The organism is Pseudoprimorskyibacter insulae, from assembly GCF_900302505.1.
GTDB lineage: Bacteria > Pseudomonadota > Alphaproteobacteria > Rhodobacterales > Rhodobacteraceae > Pseudoprimorskyibacter > Pseudoprimorskyibacter insulae.
The window spans coordinates 84,414-101,123 of record NZ_OMOJ01000009.1 but is presented as its reverse complement, the minus strand read 5'-3'; the positions used below and the strand labels follow the sequence as shown (position 1 = coordinate 101,123).

The window sequence follows — 16,710 nt, the reverse complement described above, 5'->3', positions numbered from 1 at the left end:
GATCATGTTTGGCAGGCTGAAGGATTGGCGACGTGTGGCCACACGATACGACAGATGCCCCAAGGTCTTCCTCTCCGCAATCGCACTCGCCGCGCTGGTCATCTATTGGCTATGAGTCCTGACCCTAGGATCGGGATTGTCAGTGTAGGTCGTACGACCCGCGAGTTCGTCGACCCACTGCGCCTGTTCTGCCACCGGCAAGCCGTCGAAGAAATCCGCTGTGATGGTGGGAGCAGCAAGGGCGCGCACGCCGCCTAGTCGGCGGACGGCTTGGGCGAGCTGATTGCGATCGGCCTCTACGATCACAACGATATCTTCGGGAAACTCCAGCCGATCTGCTCCCACGGTAACGCCATAGTTTGGTGCGGCCGCGACGAAACCTTCGGTCATTTGAGGCTCGAGCCAAACCTCCCAGACGGTCGCAACATCCGCTGCTGGAAATTTGCCTGAAGGGCTGCGCCAGAGGGCACGCAATCCCGCTTCCGTGATGGCAGCGACGCTCTGCACTAGATCCGCGTTCTTCGGACGGCCTGGGATGAATTCACCATCCTTTTCCCGGTCGGGTGTGTCTTCCGTCCGAAACTGCTCGACCTTCTTGCGCAGCTTTTCAATACCCTTGGCTGTCGCAAACACCGTCGCGCGCTCTTCGGTGCCACCGGGATCAGGGGTCTCGGCGACGCGAAGGAGAGTCAGGCCACTAGCGTCGAGGCTGCCTTTCTTCAGGCGCTCGTCGATACGCGAGCGTACTTCCAGATAGACGCCGGGAAGTTCGGCTGCTGGAATATCTGGCAGCGCGTCGATGGCCTGAAGCAATGCTTGGGCGTGCGCCGCGCGATTGGGGACATCACTTGGTCTTTTGGACCCGCCCCCGCCCTTTGCTTGGAACGGGCGAGGTTGTCCGAGATTGCGAAGGTGGAAGTGCCGAAGGTCTCGTGCCATTGTCATCGGTCCCTAGTTCTTGGAGCGACCGTCGGCGTTCGAGGGCATCAAGCAAATCCTGTGTCGCAATCTTGTCGGTATCATTCAGAACAGCACGTCGAGCGGCATCTTCCGCCGCTGCCACAACATCGGCCGTTGAGAGGCCTGTGGCAACGTCTATAACCCGTTTCCATCCCATGCGAGCGAGTGAGAAGCCGATCAAACGGCGTTCGAGCGCCTGCCGAATGGCAGGGCCATCGGGCATGACATATGGCAAAACAAGATCAAAGCGGCGCAGCACAGCGCGGTCAAGAATTCCCGGCAGGTTTGTAGTGGCAATGACGATCGAAGGCCCGGTATCCTCATCCAGGAATTGCAGGAACGAGTTCAGAACCCGCCGGGCCTCACCGACATCGTTCTCACCGCCCCGGGCCGCGGCCAAAGCGTCGATTTCGTCGAAGAGATAGATACCGCGCGTCGTCTTGACGGCATCGAATATCATCTTCAGCTTCTGCGCTGTTTCACCCATGAATTTTGTGATCAGTCCGTGGAGCATGACCGAAAAGAGAGGGTACTGCAGCTCACCGGCAAGCGCTGAAGCACTCAGGGTCTTGCCGGTTCCGGGAGGACCGGAGAGGAGAACGCGCCGCCGTGGCTTCAACCCTTTCGCCTCGAGCTTTTCGCGCATTCGTGTCTCTACAACGAGATGCGCGAGTTCGCTCTCAATCCTGTCTGGCAAGATGACATCGACGAGGCGCTCGGTCGGATAGGACGCGGCAAGGAACTCCGCCAGATCACCGCGGGGTGTTGCGATAGGAGTGATCGCAGGGGTTCGCTTCGAAGGCGGCTTCTGTCCCGCTTCGGCCCATTGTCGCAACTGTTCAGCCAGACGGGTATGTCCCTTCTGCTCTTCAGCCGCAGAGAGTTGCATCGCCAGATCGTAAAAACGATCAGCGTCCCCTTCTGCGTGGCTCTTGACGAGACCGATGAGTTGTTGGGCGGAAGCCAAGGTCGAGTTGCTCTTTCTGAATGATCATTTTCAATGATACTAAGGTCTTTTCTACATTCGAACCCCTCAGCAGACCAGACAATTTGCGCTGTTTGGAAGCAGAGTGTGTCGGTTTTGTGCTCTCGAGCATCGACTTGGATGCTTGCCTTGCGGCCTCCCCCGCTCGGCTTCGCGTGTCGCAGGGGAGAACGGCCCTTCGGTCCGTCGCGCATTCGGCCATGCGGCCTCACCGCGGCGTTGCACCTAGGCCCCCGGTTTGCCCGCCTCGCGAGCACGTCCCTCCCCGGCCGCTCCGCCGGATTGCGCTCTGGTCTGTTTTGCTTGAGAGCAAAACGATCCCGCCACTCCATCCGTCTCCCGCGTCCGGTCGGGCCGTTTGCCTGCTCGGGTCGGGCAAACCTACCGTCAAAACACACACACATGAGTGCGGAAGCATATCCTCCGGATGGCCCCCAAATCAGCCCGCGTCAAGGATCGCAAAACTTTTCGGCGAGGGCGGTACATATGGCTTGGGGCGATCCCGTGCGTGAGCGCGGGCCTGTGTCGGGTGCTGCGCTCGGAAAACTTTTGCGCCCGGCAAGCCGGCGGCTGCGCCGTCCCTGACCCGGGCAGATTCGGAAACCAGGCATTCGGCCATGCCCCCACACTCACGTGGAGGCCTTGGAACCGAACACTGGAGATAAGAACATGGCTTACGACACCGCAAACACCTACGAGACCATCGAGCTTTTCGGGCTGACCGAGAAGGACGCACAGCTGCCGATCCCGGAGGATCACGTTCTGACCGACCGCATCATCCGCGAGAGCTTCGAGGCTCTGCTCGGGCAGCTGCGCGGGACCGGGCTCGAAGCGGAAATCGAACCGCTGGCGCACGGGCTCGCCACGATCCTGCAGCGCCGCAAGGTGGCGCTCGGCAAGGAGGTCGACCGCACCGCTGACAAGATCGGCGCGCTCGCAAAATCCCACGATGGATCCGAGATCGCCGAGACCGCGCTCGAAGAGGCGCAGTCGCGCTTTCTGCAGCTGCGCGATATCGTCGGCGCAATCGAGGTGATGAGCGAGGCCGCAGCGGAATGCTACGAGGTCGAGACGGGCCACGCCTTCATCCCGGCAGCCGGATCGCGCGCAAGCACCCGGGCGCAAGAGACCGGGGCGGTCTTCGAGGCGCGGCAGCTCCTGGAGCAGCACGACCGCGAGACTGCCGAGAAATCCAAAGTCGAGGGGGTGCCCCTGATCGTCTCAGGCGCCACCGACTGGACCGATGTCGATGTGATCTTCAATACGCTCGACAAGGTTCGCGAGCGGATCAAGCAGAACCGCAATCAGGAGATATTCCTCTGCCACAAGGGTGGCAAGCACGGGGCGGAGATGATTGCGGCGCGGTGGGCCCGGGCACGGGGTATCGCGCAGGCGCGCTTCGATCCGCGCTGGTCCGCTCACGGACGGGCGGCACCGTTCAAATGCAACGACGAAATGCTGGACGACAAGTTCGCGGCGACGGGGGTTGTGCTCTTCGGCGGCAACGGGGTCGCGCTGAACCTCGGGCAGAAAGCGGAAGCGAAAGGCCTGACGGTCATGCGGGTTGCTGACCCGGCGAAGAAGACTGCGCAAGATTGAAGAGAGGGGGTCGCGCTTGGCGCGGCCCTTTCGTCATGTCTCATGGCGCGTGCGATCGGTCACACTTGATCGGCAGCTCACGGCGTCCAGCACCGTCATCCTTCTACCCAGCCCGTCAGAGTTCGGCCCATCCGCATCGGTACGGGCTGGGGATGGTGCGCACCTCGCACATCGTCAGCAGCGCAAGACCGAGGGGTCGAAACGTCGCACATGAGGCTGAAGACCTGCACAATCCTCGGGGGGGTGTTTCGGAACATCGCAGCCACGCGGGCGGGCTCCATCAGCACCCCGGCCAGGATCGGCGGAACTAGGACGCGGAAGGTGGCTGCGGCGTGATGGCAGGGGTCATCCGGATCACTCCTTTTTGCTCATAGATGTGGATCGCACGGGGTCGGCCCAATCGTGCCCTCAGCTCACGCTTCGGCAAGCACAAATACGGCTTCCACGGCGGAGCCGCGGACCCTCCGCATTTGCGCTTGCGACCGGGCCTCTTGCCCCCGTGCTGGCAGATCCCCATCGCAACAAGGAGTAACCCAAATGACCAACCACTACGTCGCCACCGTCCCCGTCAAGTTCACCGACACCGATGGCCAGGAGCGCACCCGTTTTCAGCGCGTGGGCGCGATGTTCCGCAACACCCGCAACGGGGACGGCTCGGAGTTCTTCAGCCTCAAGCTCGACTTCCCAGTCGCGGTCTCGGAGCTGGTGATGTTCCCGCCGAGCGCGAAAGATCCCCAGGATTAAATCCTCTGAAGAGGATGGGCCGCCCCAGGACGATCTTGGGGCGGCCTGATCCCTGTTCCAGGGATGCCGTCACCGGCGTAGGTGATCGCCGATAGCGACTTCCGATTGGTGCCGGTCGCTGCGCGTTCAAGGGGCGCACTCCTCCCGGGATGATCAGGCCGCGACAGACCGGCCAGTCAGCCTCAAGGGGGCCATCCACAAAAACCTATCGGCCAGGGCCTCCCGGTTTTTGCGGCAGAGATTTGGCGGAGCCAAATCTGGCCCTCCTTGACCCTGCCTGTCCGCCCTGTCGGTGGGGTTTGCGCCCGCCCGCGGTTCCGTCCGAACACATGCGTGTTCGGTCAGACCCTCGGGCGGTGTTGGGGAAGGGGACCCAATGGACAGGTGGGTCGCCCGGTGGTGAGGGCAGCAGAGCCGCGTCCCTGCGGGCCGCGGCGTGAAGCGGACACCAAGGCTGCCTGAGCCTGAATGCAACGTAAGTATATAATTGACAGATCGATATATTATCGTATGGTAGGGGCAGCCTTGGTGGAAGGTGGCAGGAAATAGGGGGTCTTTCTTCCGCATGTCCCGAACAAAACGCCTGACAGAGACCGAGAAGATGCAGATCGTCCGCGAGGCCGCGGAAGGTGTGTCGACGTCTGAGCTGGCCGAGCGCTTCGAGGTCACATCGCGGGCCGTGCGCTATGTCCTCAAAGCTGATGCCGAGCGCCAGGCGGATGCCGCGATCCCGGTTTCCGCGGTCAGCGTGAAGGTCACGGCTGCGGAGCTTGCAGCCTTGGATGCGGTGCTGGCGACAGCCGGGATCGAGAGCCGGGCCGAGGGGCTGCGGCGGCTCATCCAGGCGGCAGGCGGGGTGTTCGTTCCGGACGTGCAGATGGCAGTAGAGATGGCGCGCTACCGCGCCTCTCTGCACGAGGTTGGCAATGGCGTCGCGCAGATCGCCAAGCAGATGGCGCAGGCCAACCGGCAGGGGCAGGGCGCTGGCCCGGAGTTCACGGAATTGCGCCTTGCCCAGATGCGCGGGTTGGCGCGGTTCATTCTGGATTCCGCTGACGAGATCGATCTGCTCCTGCGCCGCCGTCGCGATGGGATGCAACTGCAGGCCACGGCCGCGCTGAGGGAGTTTGCCCATGCGGCTGAATGATGCCGTCCATGCCGTCACGGGCGAGGTCTTCCGGGATGGCTGGAGCCGCGTCCGGGGCTCGATGCAGGGGCTGCACGTGGCCAAGCAGACCCAGCTTGTGCGCGCGGCAGCGGGGCATCGGCCAGCGGTTTTCAAGGCAATCCGGGGCGGCGGTACGCATACCAAATCACAGCTCACAAACCAGCTCGATTACCTCACAACCAAGTCCACCCATATCGTGGACAGCAGCGGGTTTCTGGATGGCAAGACGAAGCTCGAGGCGGGTGATATCAAGGACCTGACCGAGCGCTTTGCCAAGCGTTGGCATGCGGGCTTCAAACCCAAGCTTGGTCAGACCACCCATATGCTCATGTCCTTCCCCATCGGCACGCGGGGCGAGGATGTGCGCGACATCGCGACGGATGTGGCCGAGCGGTTCTTCCAGACCGACGCGGGACATTTCGATTATATCATCGCGGTGCATGAGGACCGCGATCATCCCCATGCGCATCTGGTGCTGAACCGCCGCTCGCAGGAAGGCGAGTTCTTCTTCTTGGGGCGCAACCATCGCTTCAACTATGACGACTTCCGCCTCGCCATGGTCGAGGAGGCCGAGAAGTACGGTGTGCGCCTGGAAGCCACACGGCGGGTGGATCGCGGGGTTGTGCATTATCCAGCCCGGACCCGCGAGGTCTATGCGGCGAAGGAAGAGGGGCGCGCACCCCGCGAGCGAGAACGCGTAGGGCAGGACCTGACGCGGACGCTGGCGGAGATCGCCAATACCAGAACTGTCTACCACTCGCTTGCCGCAGAGGCCTCCCGGGAAGCCCGGGAAGACATCGCCGCAGCCCTCTTCCGCGCGGGCGAGGTGCTGGCGCGTGGCGGGCAGGTGGACCGAACAGGAGATGTGTACATGGCCGAGGATCAAAGTTTCGAGGATCTAAGAAGCCTCTATGCGGAGAAGCTCGCGCGGGTACAGGGCATGATCGCCGAGAAGGCGGACGCGGAACGCCCCCTACTGGAAAAACGCCTCATCGAGATCCAGACGCAGGTCCAGCACATGCAGCCGCTCGGTTTGCGTTCGAGCACGTTGTCTGAGGCTCCGTCGGAAGGCGGGATCTATTCCGAGGCCAATATCGACGCCAGCCGGCTAGACAGTCTGGCTGAGCCGGACTTGCGGTCGCGCATTGACGCGGCCCTGCGCGGCACGGGGATCAGCACATCGGAAGTGGTGGCCCGGATCGAGACGGGCGCCTCAAATGCAGCGCTCGAACATCAATGGATCGCGGATGATCTCTCGAAGGTGGCCGAGGCGTGCGATCTGAACCTCGAACGCCGCGCCGACCTGGAACAGGCGCGCGACATTCTCAACGATGTGCATGTCGAACTTGGGACGCTGCTGGAACGGGAGAACGTGCTGCGCCGGGATGGTGTTATGGAAGCGGAAGCGGTCAGCGAGCGGTTCCATTATCACGAGGACGCGGTTCGGGCGATGGAAGGGACAATCCGTCAGGAGATGCGCGCCGAGGGTCTGACAACGCAGCAGATCGAGGACCGGGACTGGGAGGTGGCCTCCAAGGCGGAGCGCCGGATCGAAACAGAGCAGCGCGCATATCTCGAGGCACACCCAGATCTGCTCGCACGCCCTGGCGATGTGATTGACCGGTCTGAGCCTTACAGGGAGACCATTACCGATGCCGCCCGCGCCAGCGAGATCACTCGCGAGGTCGACCGGATCATGAAGGGACGCGACCTCCGTACGCCCGTTGCAGATGCGGTCGCGGATGACGTCTCGGAGCGCTATCCGGACATGCCGTCCCACCTCGCCCGTGGGCTCGGCGCGACCTATGCGGCCGTCGTGGAGATCCGGGACACGGAGGCCATCAATCAGGTTCGCCGCGAAACCGAGTTGCGCGAGGGGCTTGGGGTTGGCACGCGAGACGAACGTCTAGCAACCCAAGATGAAACAGCACCGCAGACTGACCGGTCCGACCGTCTCGCAGAGGAGATTGCGCGTGTTCTGGACCATGAGCGGGCGGGAGAGTTGTCCGCGCCCTTCGAGACGGAGGCGGAGCGGGATGCTTTCCGAACCGAGATCGCGCGGGTGCTTGATAACCCTCAACTTGAGCGGCTCACATCCGGCGATGCCGATGCGCTGGACAAGGTACTCGAGGACCGCCTCGACCGGCTCTATGTCGCCAAGGTCTATCTGCAATCGGATGTAGCGACGGCCAATACCGAGGCCCTGCGCCAGGTGGTCGATGATCTGGCCGACGCCGAATATGAAAAACACCGCGCGACAGACGTGGATGGCGAGACCGAACGGGGCCAGGTCCATTGAGCGCCTCCATGGGAAAAGCGCGGATCGCCACAGGGGTCTTTCTGGTAACGCTGGTGACCGGGGCCATGGGCTATACCATCGCCTCCGCAGTGCTGAGCTACCAGGATCTCGGCTTCGGCGCCGAGATCGACTTTGCCTATATCGCGCAGAACTACATGGCGATCCGCGATCGTCGACCGGAGGACGCGCAACTTATCCATCTGATCATCGGCAGCTTCGCCGCTGCCGGCCTGATGCTGAGCCTCGCCCTCTCGGGATCGGCCCTCACACGCTTTGGCCAGACCCATTGGCAGTCTGCGCGCGAGATGAAGGCCAACGGGTTTTTTGGCGCACCCGGGACCGGATTCATCCTGGGCAAACTTGGGACGCCCGGCTCCCGCGCAAAATACATCTGCTCGAAAGTATTCCCGCACGCGCTGATCGTGGCGCCCACGGGCCGTGGCAAGACCACGGGCTTTGTCATTCCGAACCTGCTGACCTGGCAAGGCTCCGCCGTGACTCTCGATGTGAAGGGCGAGTGTTTCGAGGCCACGGCCCGTCACCGCGCAGCCCAGGGCGACAAGGTCTATCGTTTTGCCCCCACCGATTGGGAGGGCAAGCGCACGCATCGCTACAATCCGCTCCTGCGCATCTATCAACTGAAGGACCCTGCGCGCCAGCAGATGGAATTGCAGCTCCTGGCGACGCTCTTCCTGCAAAGCGACAACGACCGGGTGCAGGGCCTCCTCAAGGGCGGGATCGATCTCTTTGTGGCGGCGGGGCTTTTGGCATTCCAGCGCAAGCGCCCGACCTTGGGCGAGATCTACCGCATCGCCGCCTCGGGCGGGAACAAGCAGAAGGAGTATTTTGCGCGGGGCCATGAGGTCGACAACAGGGCCGCGAAGCTGATCTTCACGCGGCTGGCCTCCACCAACAACGACACGCTGACCTCTTACGTTTCGCTTCTGATGACATCGGGGCTCGATCAATGGCAGAACCCGGCGATCGACGAGGCGACGGCGGTGTCGGATTTTGATTTCCGGACGATCCGCAAAAAGCCCTTTTCGGTCTATCTCGTGGTCCAGCCGCTGATGGTGAAGCCGCTGGCGCCGCTGATCCGGCTCTTCTTCTCCGACCTGCTCTCGGCCATGCAGGAAAAGGATCCCGGGCCGGATGAGCCCTGGCCCGTGATGATCATGCTCGACGAGTTCAACCGTTTGGGCAAGATGCCCATCGTGGTCGAAAGCATCGAGACCCTGCGCACCTACCGCGGCCACTTGGCCGTGGTTACCCAGACGATCCCCGCCCTCGATGAAATCTATGGCGAGAACACCCGCCGTGCGCTGCAGGGCAACGCGGGCGTGAAACTCTATCTCACGCCCTCGGATGAAAAAACCGTCGAAGAGCTCAGCAAGGCTGTCGGCAAGACCACGAAAACCGTCATCACGCGCTCCCAGTCCATCGGCAAGAACCCCTTCGAAGGGCGCAGCCAATCTACACGGACTGAAGAGAGCTCTCTGCTGCCCGAAGATGAGGCGCGCCGCTTGCCGCTCGACGAGATCGTCATGGTGATCGATGCCCAGATGCCTGTCCGGGCGAAGCGGATCCAGTATTTTGACGACCGGCTGTTTAAGGCCATCCATGCGGCGCAGACAGGCGAGTTGCCATTTCCAGAGCCGGGGGGAGGGGGGCCGCAAGGCACGCTGCCGTTGAGCATGCGCGCCATGCCGATGACACCGCCACTGGACGGGTCTGGCGGATCCGAGGCCGACGTTGAGGCCGAACGCCAGGCTGCTGATGGCCAATCGTCAGGGAAAACTGATGTCGCTCCAAAGAAAACTTCGCCGGTCGTTCAAGCCGTTATCGCCGAGGAACAGCGACAGATTGAAATGGATTTTGGGGGGGAAGTGGCTGCTCTTGGTTCGGTGAAAGATGCGGATGTCGAGCAGGTACGAACGGCCGTACATGATTTGGGCGAGTTGGAGACAGCCCTAACACAGGGGCTCTAACTTGATGGGTTGTCGCATCCAGAAGTTGATGCAGTAAGAGGTGGTCACCAGCCGCGTTCTAGAAGTCTGAGATTTCGCTCTCTATCAGGTTTGACCCTTTGCAAGGGTAACCTCCATATCTTGTTGCTCCTCCCTTATGTTACTCCAGATAAAGTGTTACATCTGGAAAAGCCTGTTTTCGGGAATCGAGATGTGAATAAGAAAGTTACAACCAGCCAGCGAATTGGCGAAATCGGGGAGAAGGCGGCTAATCTTCAATTCTTGCGAATTGGGTTCCAATTCGATGGGCGTTCGCGGTTGGAAGCAGGGATAGACGGCATCGCTGAGGTGATGGACGATGATCATCCGACTGCGAAGATGATTGCCGTTCAGGTCAAGGCTACTGAGCGTGGCAGCTATGTCGGCGAGACGAACGCCGGTTTCACCTATCGTGTCCGCGCTTCAGATTTCGACTATTGGCGTGGCTCCAACCTACCCGTCATCCTAGTTCTCTACAGGCAATTAGATGACACATTCTTCTGGAAGTCGCTCGAAAACCTCGTTGGCGAGGCCGAACGCACATTGCAGTTCGACAAGGAGCGCGACGTCTTGGACGGACGTGCGAAGAATCGCCTCGCTGCCCTGACCGTCGCCAAGCAAGGACACGGTTACTACGTCCCGCCACTTGGGGGAGGGGAGGACGCGATCATCAACATGGTGCCATTGCAGCTTCCTGAGGAAATCTTCGTCGCACAGACACAGCTCTCCACCCAGAAGGCGCTCGCCCGGATGAATAAGGTCCGGGAAGGCCAACGGTACGATTGGATGATCGATGAAACCTCGCTTTGGACATTCTGCGACCCGCTAACCACACCCGTTCGCGACCTAGTTGAGCGGGATCAGGTCGAACGGATCGAAACCGACTTTCTGGCACAACACGACGCCGTAGATCAGCAGCACAAATTTGCGGGCCTGTTGCGACATACTCTGGCGCATGACTTTCGGGATTTGCTTGGATGGGACCGAAAGAAAAAGCAGTTCTACTTCTTGCCGACACCTGGAGGCGTCGCGCGCAAGTTTCGCTATCTTGGTGCGAAGCAGAAGACACAGGCCGACGTTGTCAGCGTCTATCAGAAGTCGAAGGGGGAGGGGCCCATCGACTATGTGCGGCACCATTCATTCCATCCCCGGTTCGAGCGCTTGGCGGACCAATGGTACCTGATCATCAACCCATCCTACTACTTCACTTCGGATGGAGCGCGCGCGCTCAACTATCCGGATGCCTTGTTGTCCGGGAAGAAGCGCCTCGACACAAACAGCACCGTTCGAGGCCAGGTGATCATGTGGCATCGATTGCTGTCAGGTCTGGAATTTGAAGATGCCGGCGAACTGCTGGCACCCGACACCAAGACGGATCGTATCATCAAGTTTGGTGACCCGCCTTCCATCGAACTGCCGAAGAGTGTGCCCGAGGACGTGTGGGGCGCGAAGGCGCAAAAGTCGAGGAAGCCGTCCGGCTCGAATGAACAAGGCAGCTTCGACCTATGAGCGACTTCAAGACAAAGATCTTCCCGGAGCCTGAACTGGAATTTGGTGACCAACACCATCATCCTGATCCACGATTGGGGTTGCTACAGGCGGGCCCGTTGCAAACGAACCTGGGGGACACGATCAAAGTCGGCGTTGTTGGCAGCGCTCTGACCGTCGAAAAATCAGGCGAGTTTCTGAATGCGATCGAAGATGGGTTCGAGGGTAAGACCGAAAAGCACCCGAACCTGCACCCGGATTTCCCCGGGTTGAGAAACCAGAACCCCTATCGGTGCCGGTTTGAAATGGTGGCTGCCGAAGATGGAGTACTGACCAAAGGTCAGATCGAGAAGATTGCTAAGGAACCGAGCGATGCGCGTGCTGTGGAGATGGCCGTCGACGCAGTTATGGCGCAACTGGAAAAGCTGGAGGCGCATCATGAACGGCCGGACGTGGTCATGGTTTCTCTCCCTGTCAAGTTGATCGAACGGGTCTGGAGAAACGAGCGGGCGCGCGATGACGGAGTTATAGAGGACGAAGCGGCCGACGCGAAAGCTGGCAGAGAAACCTCTCCGAACTTCCGTGGCTTGCTCAAGGCCAGAGCGATGGACCTCAGATTCTCAATTCAGATTGTTTGGGAGGATGTCATCAACCCCGATGCCAAGATCCCTCGCAAAATCAAGGAGAACTCTGACCGCCAAACCCAAGACCGAGCTGACCTCGCATGGAACCTTATGACGACGCTCTACTATAAGGGCAGCGGCAAGGTGCCCTGGCGCAGATTGCCGGAAGAAGGCGAGTTCACCGCCTGTTACATTGGCATCAGCTTTTTCAAGGATGCCGAAACCGACGAGATATGGACCAGTGCTGCGCAAATGTTCGACGAGCGGGGCAGAGGGTTCATTCTTAGAGGCGGTCCTGCACAGTCAGAGTCGCGGGGTCGCCACCCGTTCCTCACTATCGATGAGGCTCACAAGCTTACCGAGAGCGCCTTGGCCGCCTACAAATCGGTCCATAGAACGATGCCGGCACGCGTGATCGTCATGAAGACGTCGCGCTTTCGCGAGGACGAGGCCGAGGGTGTTGGCAAGGCGCTCGACGAGGCAGGTGTGGAACTGCGCGATCTCGTTTGGATTCATGAGAGCTATTCAGTCAAGGTGCTGCGCGACGGCGACTTCCCTGTCCTCCGCGGCACCTTCGTTGAACTGAACGGCAATGGGCTGCTCTATACCAACGGCAGCATTCCCTACTATGGGACCTATCCTGGCCTCTATGTCCCGAACCCCCTGTTGCTCTGTCCACACCCGCAAAGCGAGAGCACAATCGAACAGATTGCGAAGGAAGTTTTCAGCCTCACGAAGGTGAACTGGAACTCGACCCAGATGAACCAACGCTTGCCGATTCCGATCCGAGCAGCCCGTAAGGTTGGTGACGTATTGAAATACGTTCCCTCGGGGCAAAAGGTCAGCAGTGACTATCGGAAGTACATTTAGAGCCTCTTGGGCCTTCGGGAATTTGCAGAAACCGATTTGAAAAAATAGAGCGCTAGGGAATTCGGATGAAGATTGACACACTTTTTATACGGAACTTCCGATGCTTCGGCGCAGAGGCTGAAACTCTCAGGTTTGAGAACGGGGTTACGGCATTGATTGGCGGAAACGGAGCCGGAAAAACGGCGGCGCTTCAGGCGTTAGCACGGCTTTTTGGTGTCTCAAGTGCAGAAAGACAGATCCAGACACGCGATTTTCATCTTAGGCCTGACCAAACCGAGCTCGATCCTGGAGCGACGTTGTCGATCGAGTGTATCCTGTCCTTCCCAGAATTAGACGGTCTTGACGAGGCGGCGGCGGCCGACGCCGTGCCGGATTTTTTCAACCATATGGCAGCAACCGGCCCTGGAGAACCGCTTAAAGCGCGCATGCGCCTGCAGGCAGTCTGGACGGATGACGGAACGCCCGATGGTACGGTGGAAGAGGACGTTCGCTGGATTGGTACGCTCGGTGATGACTACGATTGGGATGAGTGCCAAAGGGTCGCCGCCGTTGATCGTGGCACCATCCAACTTGTTTATGTGCCGGCGACCCGTAATCCGGCGGATCGTGTCACTGATTTGCTTAAGGGGCGTTTGTGGCGGGCTGCGAAATGGTCGGATCGCCTGTCCAAGACGACCGAGCGCGGAGCCAAGCTCATCCAGAAACGTTTTGAGCGCGAAGCACCCGCAGAATTCATCGTCGAGCGGCTTACGAAGCGCTGGCGGCAGGTCCACGAAGCCGACACAGATACGACGCCAGTGCTCAGACTTGTGGAAAGTCGGCTCGAGGAACTGGTCAGGCGCGTCGAATTTGCATTCCATCCCGATGAGGCCGGTCGCGAGCGGGCGCTTGTCGACCTAAGCGACGGTCAACGCTCTCTGTTTCATATAGCTCTAACTGCGGCGACGCTTGAAACCGAAAAAGATGCTCTGCGACTGGCCGCTGCCGATAGCCCGTTCGATCAGGAAAAGCTGCGGCGTGCTCATCTTACGATTCTGGCCATCGAAGAACCGGAAAACAGCCTGTCGCCGTTCTTCCTCTCTCGCATTATGAACCAAGCGCGCGACATCGGAGCGCTCAGCTCGGCGCAAGTACTGATCTCTAGCCACAGCGCTAGCATTTTGAGCCGTATCAAGCCGGACGAGGTGCGCTACTTCCGGCTCGATACGACCAGCAGGGCCTCATCGGTGAAATCTTTGACGCTACCTGACGATGCGACCGAGGCGGGTAAGTATGTCCGGCTCGCCGTGCGGGCGTATCCGGAGCTCTACTTCGCGCGGTTCGTCATCCTCGGCGAGGGGGACTCCGAACGAATTGTGTTGCCTCTGCTCGCGGAGGCGATGGGCGTCCCTCTTGATCCTTCTTTCGTGCCTGTTGTGCCGCTCGGCGGTCGCCATGTCGATCACTTTTGGCGGCTTCTTGACGCGCTGAAGATACCGCATGCAACGCTGATTGATCTCGACCTGGGGCGCTCACATGGCGGTGCGAACACGATAAGAACGACCGTCGGATCGCTCGCCGAAATTGGAAACGATCTCAGCAACAACTTGGATGTGATGATGGAAGTAGTCGAGCTCGCCAACCTTCCTGCCCTGTCCGACGAAGAGATGACTGATGGATTTGCCGAAAACAACTGGATGCAGGCGCTGAAAGACGAAGGTGTTTTTTTCTCCGATCCACTCGATCTGGACTTCGCGATGCTCGCGGCATTTCCAGACGCCTATAAGGAGCTCGATCCGGGCGCGCACGGTCCTGACGACAGTGAAGAGGCCTTGGAGCGCAAGAAAGCCGCCACTCTCAAAAAGGGCGGGAACGCTGGTCTCTACGATCCTGAGTGGGATGATTGCTTTATCTGGTATCCATACCTGTTCTTGAGCCGAAGCAAGCCTGAAACGCATCTGGCCGCGATTAATCGCATTCCGAAGGCAGATCTTGCCGCAAACGCTCCGCCTGAACTGTGCGCGCTGGTTCAACATGTCAAAATGAAGCTCGGTCTCGAGAACGGCGCAGATTGATGTTGGTGCTTCCCGATGATTGGAGGCCTCAGGGCGTCGACGATCTCGAGCCGGGCGCGTGGCAAGCGCTGCGCGAAACGGACCGAAGCGTATGCGTTACCGCCGGCGCAGGCGCGGGCAAGACAGAATTCCTAGCGCAAAAAGCAGCATACCTCCTGCAAACTGGCATCTGTCTGCCGCCCAAATGCATCCTGGCCATCAGCTTTAAAAGGGATGCTGCACAGACGCTCAAGGCGCGCGTAGGCAAGCGTTGTCCGCCCGATCAGGCGCGCCGTTTTCACTCGCTTACCTTCGATGCGTTCACCAAAAATATGTTAGACCGCTTTCGGGCCGCGATCCCTCAACCCTTTGGGCCGCCCCGCAACTATGAAATTGGGTTTCCGCGGCGCGATGATTTGGAGGACTTCCTCACCCGGAGCGGTTGGCGTGACATCGGCTGGCAAAAATTCGAAAAGGCGATCGCACGCGCGCCGCTTCCGTTCGATGCGGAGGGAATACCACCGGCTTGGCGCGAGCTACTTCATACTTATTGGCAGGAGCAATTGGAGCGTCCAACCGGTACGTTGCTCTCGTTTGCCATGATTAACAGACTTGTCGATTATTTGCTGCGCGAGAACCCCGCGATACGGCGTGCCCTGCAGCTCACCTATCCCTTCGTTTTCCTCGATGAATTCCAAGATACGACATATGCACAATATGATCTGGTGAAGAGTGCTTTTCATGGCAGTGATGCCGTTTTCACAGCCGTCGGCGACGACAAGCAACGCATTATGGGCTGGGCCGGGGCGATGGACAACGCCTTTCAGGAATTTGCTTCTGACTTCAATGCAGTGAACGGAGCGCTACGCTTTAACTGGCGGTCTCATGCGGATCTGGTCGCCATTCAACAGGTGATTGCGGAGCGCATCGATCCAAACGTAGAAGACGTTGAAGCCAGGGGGCAGCGCGCCGTCGACGGTCAGGTCGCTGCGCTTTGGCGTTTCGATACACGCGAGCAGGAAGCACAGCAAATCGCGGCTTGGATCGATAGAGAAATTGAGCACGGAATTCTGGAGCCGCATGATTGCGCCATTCTCGTGCGTATGCGCGCCGACGATGTTGAAGCCGAACTGACGGACGTATTTGCAGCGCAAGGCCTGAAGATCAGAAACTTGGCGCGTAGTGTTGGTGGAATTGCGATTCAGGAACTACTTGCCGAAGAACTGACAGGTATCTTTATACCGCTCTTGAGGCTCGGTACTGGTGAACGTAGCCCGGGTGCCTGGAACGCCACTCAAGAACAGCTGCAAGCGCTATTCGCCATCGATACTGGCGATGAACGAGCCCAGGAGCGGCTGCAGCGAAGTATTGAAGAATTCTCCTCCACTTTGCGTGCGGCTATGCGCGATAACGAACAGAATGGCGAGAGCGCGGCAAATGTGTTTCAGATCGCCCTTGAATTTGTCGGTGCCGATCGGCTGCGCCAGGCTTTTCCCGCCTATAGACGGGACGCGGACTTCGAACGGGTACGGACAGGGTTCATCACGCTGTTTTGCGAATGCGCCGAAGCTGTGGACGCTTGGTCAGACGCTCTCGATCGCTTCGAAGGCATAGGCCAGGTGCCACTTATGACGATCCACAAAAGCAAGGGTCTTGAGTTTCACACAATGATCTTCTTCGGTCTCGATGCACAGACTTGGTGGAGCCTTTCACCCGGACGGGATGAAGAGCTGAATTCCTTCTTTGTCGCCTTCACGCGTGCCATGCAAAGGGCCTTCTTCGCTTATTGCAGTGAGCGCGGACAAGCGATCGGATGGCTTGAAAACATGTTGCTGCCGGCCGGTCTGGAGCGGGTCGACGGGCTCCTGCACCTTGCGGTTGGAGATGAATAGCAAGTTTAGTTTCAACCACGGCTTAGTGGCCCGTTGGTGCACA

11 protein-coding genes and 1 pseudogene are annotated in these 16,710 nt (G+C 59.8%); 10 read left to right on the top strand and 2 right to left on the bottom strand.

Annotation, left to right across the window (positions count from 1 at the left end; translation table 11 throughout):
• Positions 1-115: pseudogene (locus tag PRI8871_RS16215) on the top strand (IS5/IS1182 family transposase); the annotation flags it as partial.
• Here the strand turns inward: PRI8871_RS16215 and PRI8871_RS16210 are convergent.
• Entirely contained in the window at positions 103-813 is a 711-nt protein-coding gene (locus tag PRI8871_RS16210) for a hypothetical protein (protein ID WP_108887249.1), read from the bottom strand. The pseudogene PRI8871_RS16215 and the gene PRI8871_RS16210 overlap by 13 nt on opposite strands.
• A 31-nt stretch (positions 814-844) precedes the next feature.
• Positions 845-1,927 carry an AAA family ATPase gene (locus tag PRI8871_RS16205; RefSeq protein WP_081536350.1) on the bottom strand — a complete coding sequence of 361 codons (1,083 nt, stop codon included), beginning with the start codon at positions 1,925-1,927 and terminating at the stop codon, positions 845-847.
• Between the two features lie 687 nt (positions 1,928-2,614).
• On the opposite strand from PRI8871_RS16205, the gene PRI8871_RS16200 reads away from it, so the two are divergent.
• From PRI8871_RS16200 to PRI8871_RS16160, 9 genes are all read left to right on the top strand, one after another.
• Positions 2,615-3,544 (top strand): DUF2493 domain-containing protein, encoded by a 930-nt coding sequence (locus PRI8871_RS16200; RefSeq protein WP_108887248.1) that lies wholly within the window; start codon positions 2,615-2,617, stop codon positions 3,542-3,544.
• 537 nt (positions 3,545-4,081) lie between these two features.
• Positions 4,082-4,288 carry a hypothetical protein gene (locus PRI8871_RS16195; protein ID WP_007120662.1) on the top strand — a complete coding sequence of 69 codons (207 nt, stop codon included), beginning with the start codon at positions 4,082-4,084 and terminating at the stop codon, positions 4,286-4,288.
• A gap of 565 nt (positions 4,289-4,853) precedes the next feature.
• Complete coding sequence (locus tag PRI8871_RS16190; RefSeq protein ID WP_108887247.1) at positions 4,854-5,435, top strand: transposase; 582 nt, start codon at positions 4,854-4,856, stop codon at positions 5,433-5,435.
• Complete coding sequence (locus tag PRI8871_RS16185) at positions 5,422-7,755, top strand: relaxase/mobilization nuclease domain-containing protein (protein WP_108887246.1); 2,334 nt, start codon at positions 5,422-5,424, stop codon at positions 7,753-7,755. Before PRI8871_RS16190 ends, PRI8871_RS16185 begins: the two co-directional genes overlap by 14 nt.
• An 8-nt stretch (positions 7,756-7,763) precedes the next feature.
• Positions 7,764-9,743 carry a type IV secretory system conjugative DNA transfer family protein gene (locus tag PRI8871_RS16180; protein WP_108887245.1) on the top strand — a complete coding sequence of 660 codons (1,980 nt, stop codon included), beginning with the start codon at positions 7,764-7,766 and terminating at the stop codon, positions 9,741-9,743.
• Positions 9,744-9,863: 120 nt separating this feature from the next.
• Positions 9,864-11,270 (top strand): DUF4365 domain-containing protein, encoded by a 1,407-nt coding sequence (locus tag PRI8871_RS16175; RefSeq protein ID WP_245897898.1) that lies wholly within the window; start codon positions 9,864-9,866, stop codon positions 11,268-11,270.
• Positions 11,267-12,742, top strand: a complete 1,476-nt coding sequence (locus PRI8871_RS16170; RefSeq protein WP_108887244.1) for an argonaute/piwi family protein — start codon at positions 11,267-11,269, stop codon at positions 12,740-12,742. The genes PRI8871_RS16175 and PRI8871_RS16170 overlap by 4 nt, the downstream gene beginning before the upstream one ends.
• 65 nt (positions 12,743-12,807) lie before the next feature.
• A complete protein-coding gene (locus PRI8871_RS16165; RefSeq protein WP_108887243.1) occupies positions 12,808-14,796 on the top strand; it encodes an ATP-dependent nuclease in 1,989 nt (662 codons plus the stop codon).
• Positions 14,796-16,667 carry a UvrD-helicase domain-containing protein gene (locus PRI8871_RS16160; RefSeq protein WP_245897896.1) on the top strand — a complete coding sequence of 624 codons (1,872 nt, stop codon included), beginning with the start codon at positions 14,796-14,798 and terminating at the stop codon, positions 16,665-16,667. The genes PRI8871_RS16165 and PRI8871_RS16160 overlap by 1 nt, the downstream gene beginning before the upstream one ends.
• Positions 16,668-16,710 lie beyond the last annotated feature (43 nt).

Excerpts from the sequence above, each read along its gene's own strand:
- PRI8871_RS16200 (WP_108887248.1), top strand. The coding sequence starts at position 2,615 with ATGGCTTACGACACCGCAAACACCTACGAGACCATCGAGCTTTTCGGG.
- PRI8871_RS16160 (WP_245897896.1), top strand. The coding sequence starts at position 14,796 with ATGTTGGTGCTTCCCGATGATTGGAGGCCTCAGGGCGTCGACGATCTC.
- PRI8871_RS16190 (WP_108887247.1), top strand. The coding sequence starts at position 4,854 with ATGTCCCGAACAAAACGCCTGACAGAGACCGAGAAGATGCAGATCGTC.
- PRI8871_RS16195 (WP_007120662.1), top strand. The coding sequence starts at position 4,082 with ATGACCAACCACTACGTCGCCACCGTCCCCGTCAAGTTCACCGACACC.
- PRI8871_RS16170 (WP_108887244.1), top strand. The coding sequence starts at position 11,267 with ATGAGCGACTTCAAGACAAAGATCTTCCCGGAGCCTGAACTGGAATTT.
- PRI8871_RS16185 (WP_108887246.1), top strand. The coding sequence starts at position 5,422 with ATGCGGCTGAATGATGCCGTCCATGCCGTCACGGGCGAGGTCTTCCGG.
- PRI8871_RS16180 (WP_108887245.1), top strand. The coding sequence starts at position 7,764 with ATGGGAAAAGCGCGGATCGCCACAGGGGTCTTTCTGGTAACGCTGGTG.
- PRI8871_RS16165 (WP_108887243.1), top strand. The coding sequence starts at position 12,808 with ATGAAGATTGACACACTTTTTATACGGAACTTCCGATGCTTCGGCGCA.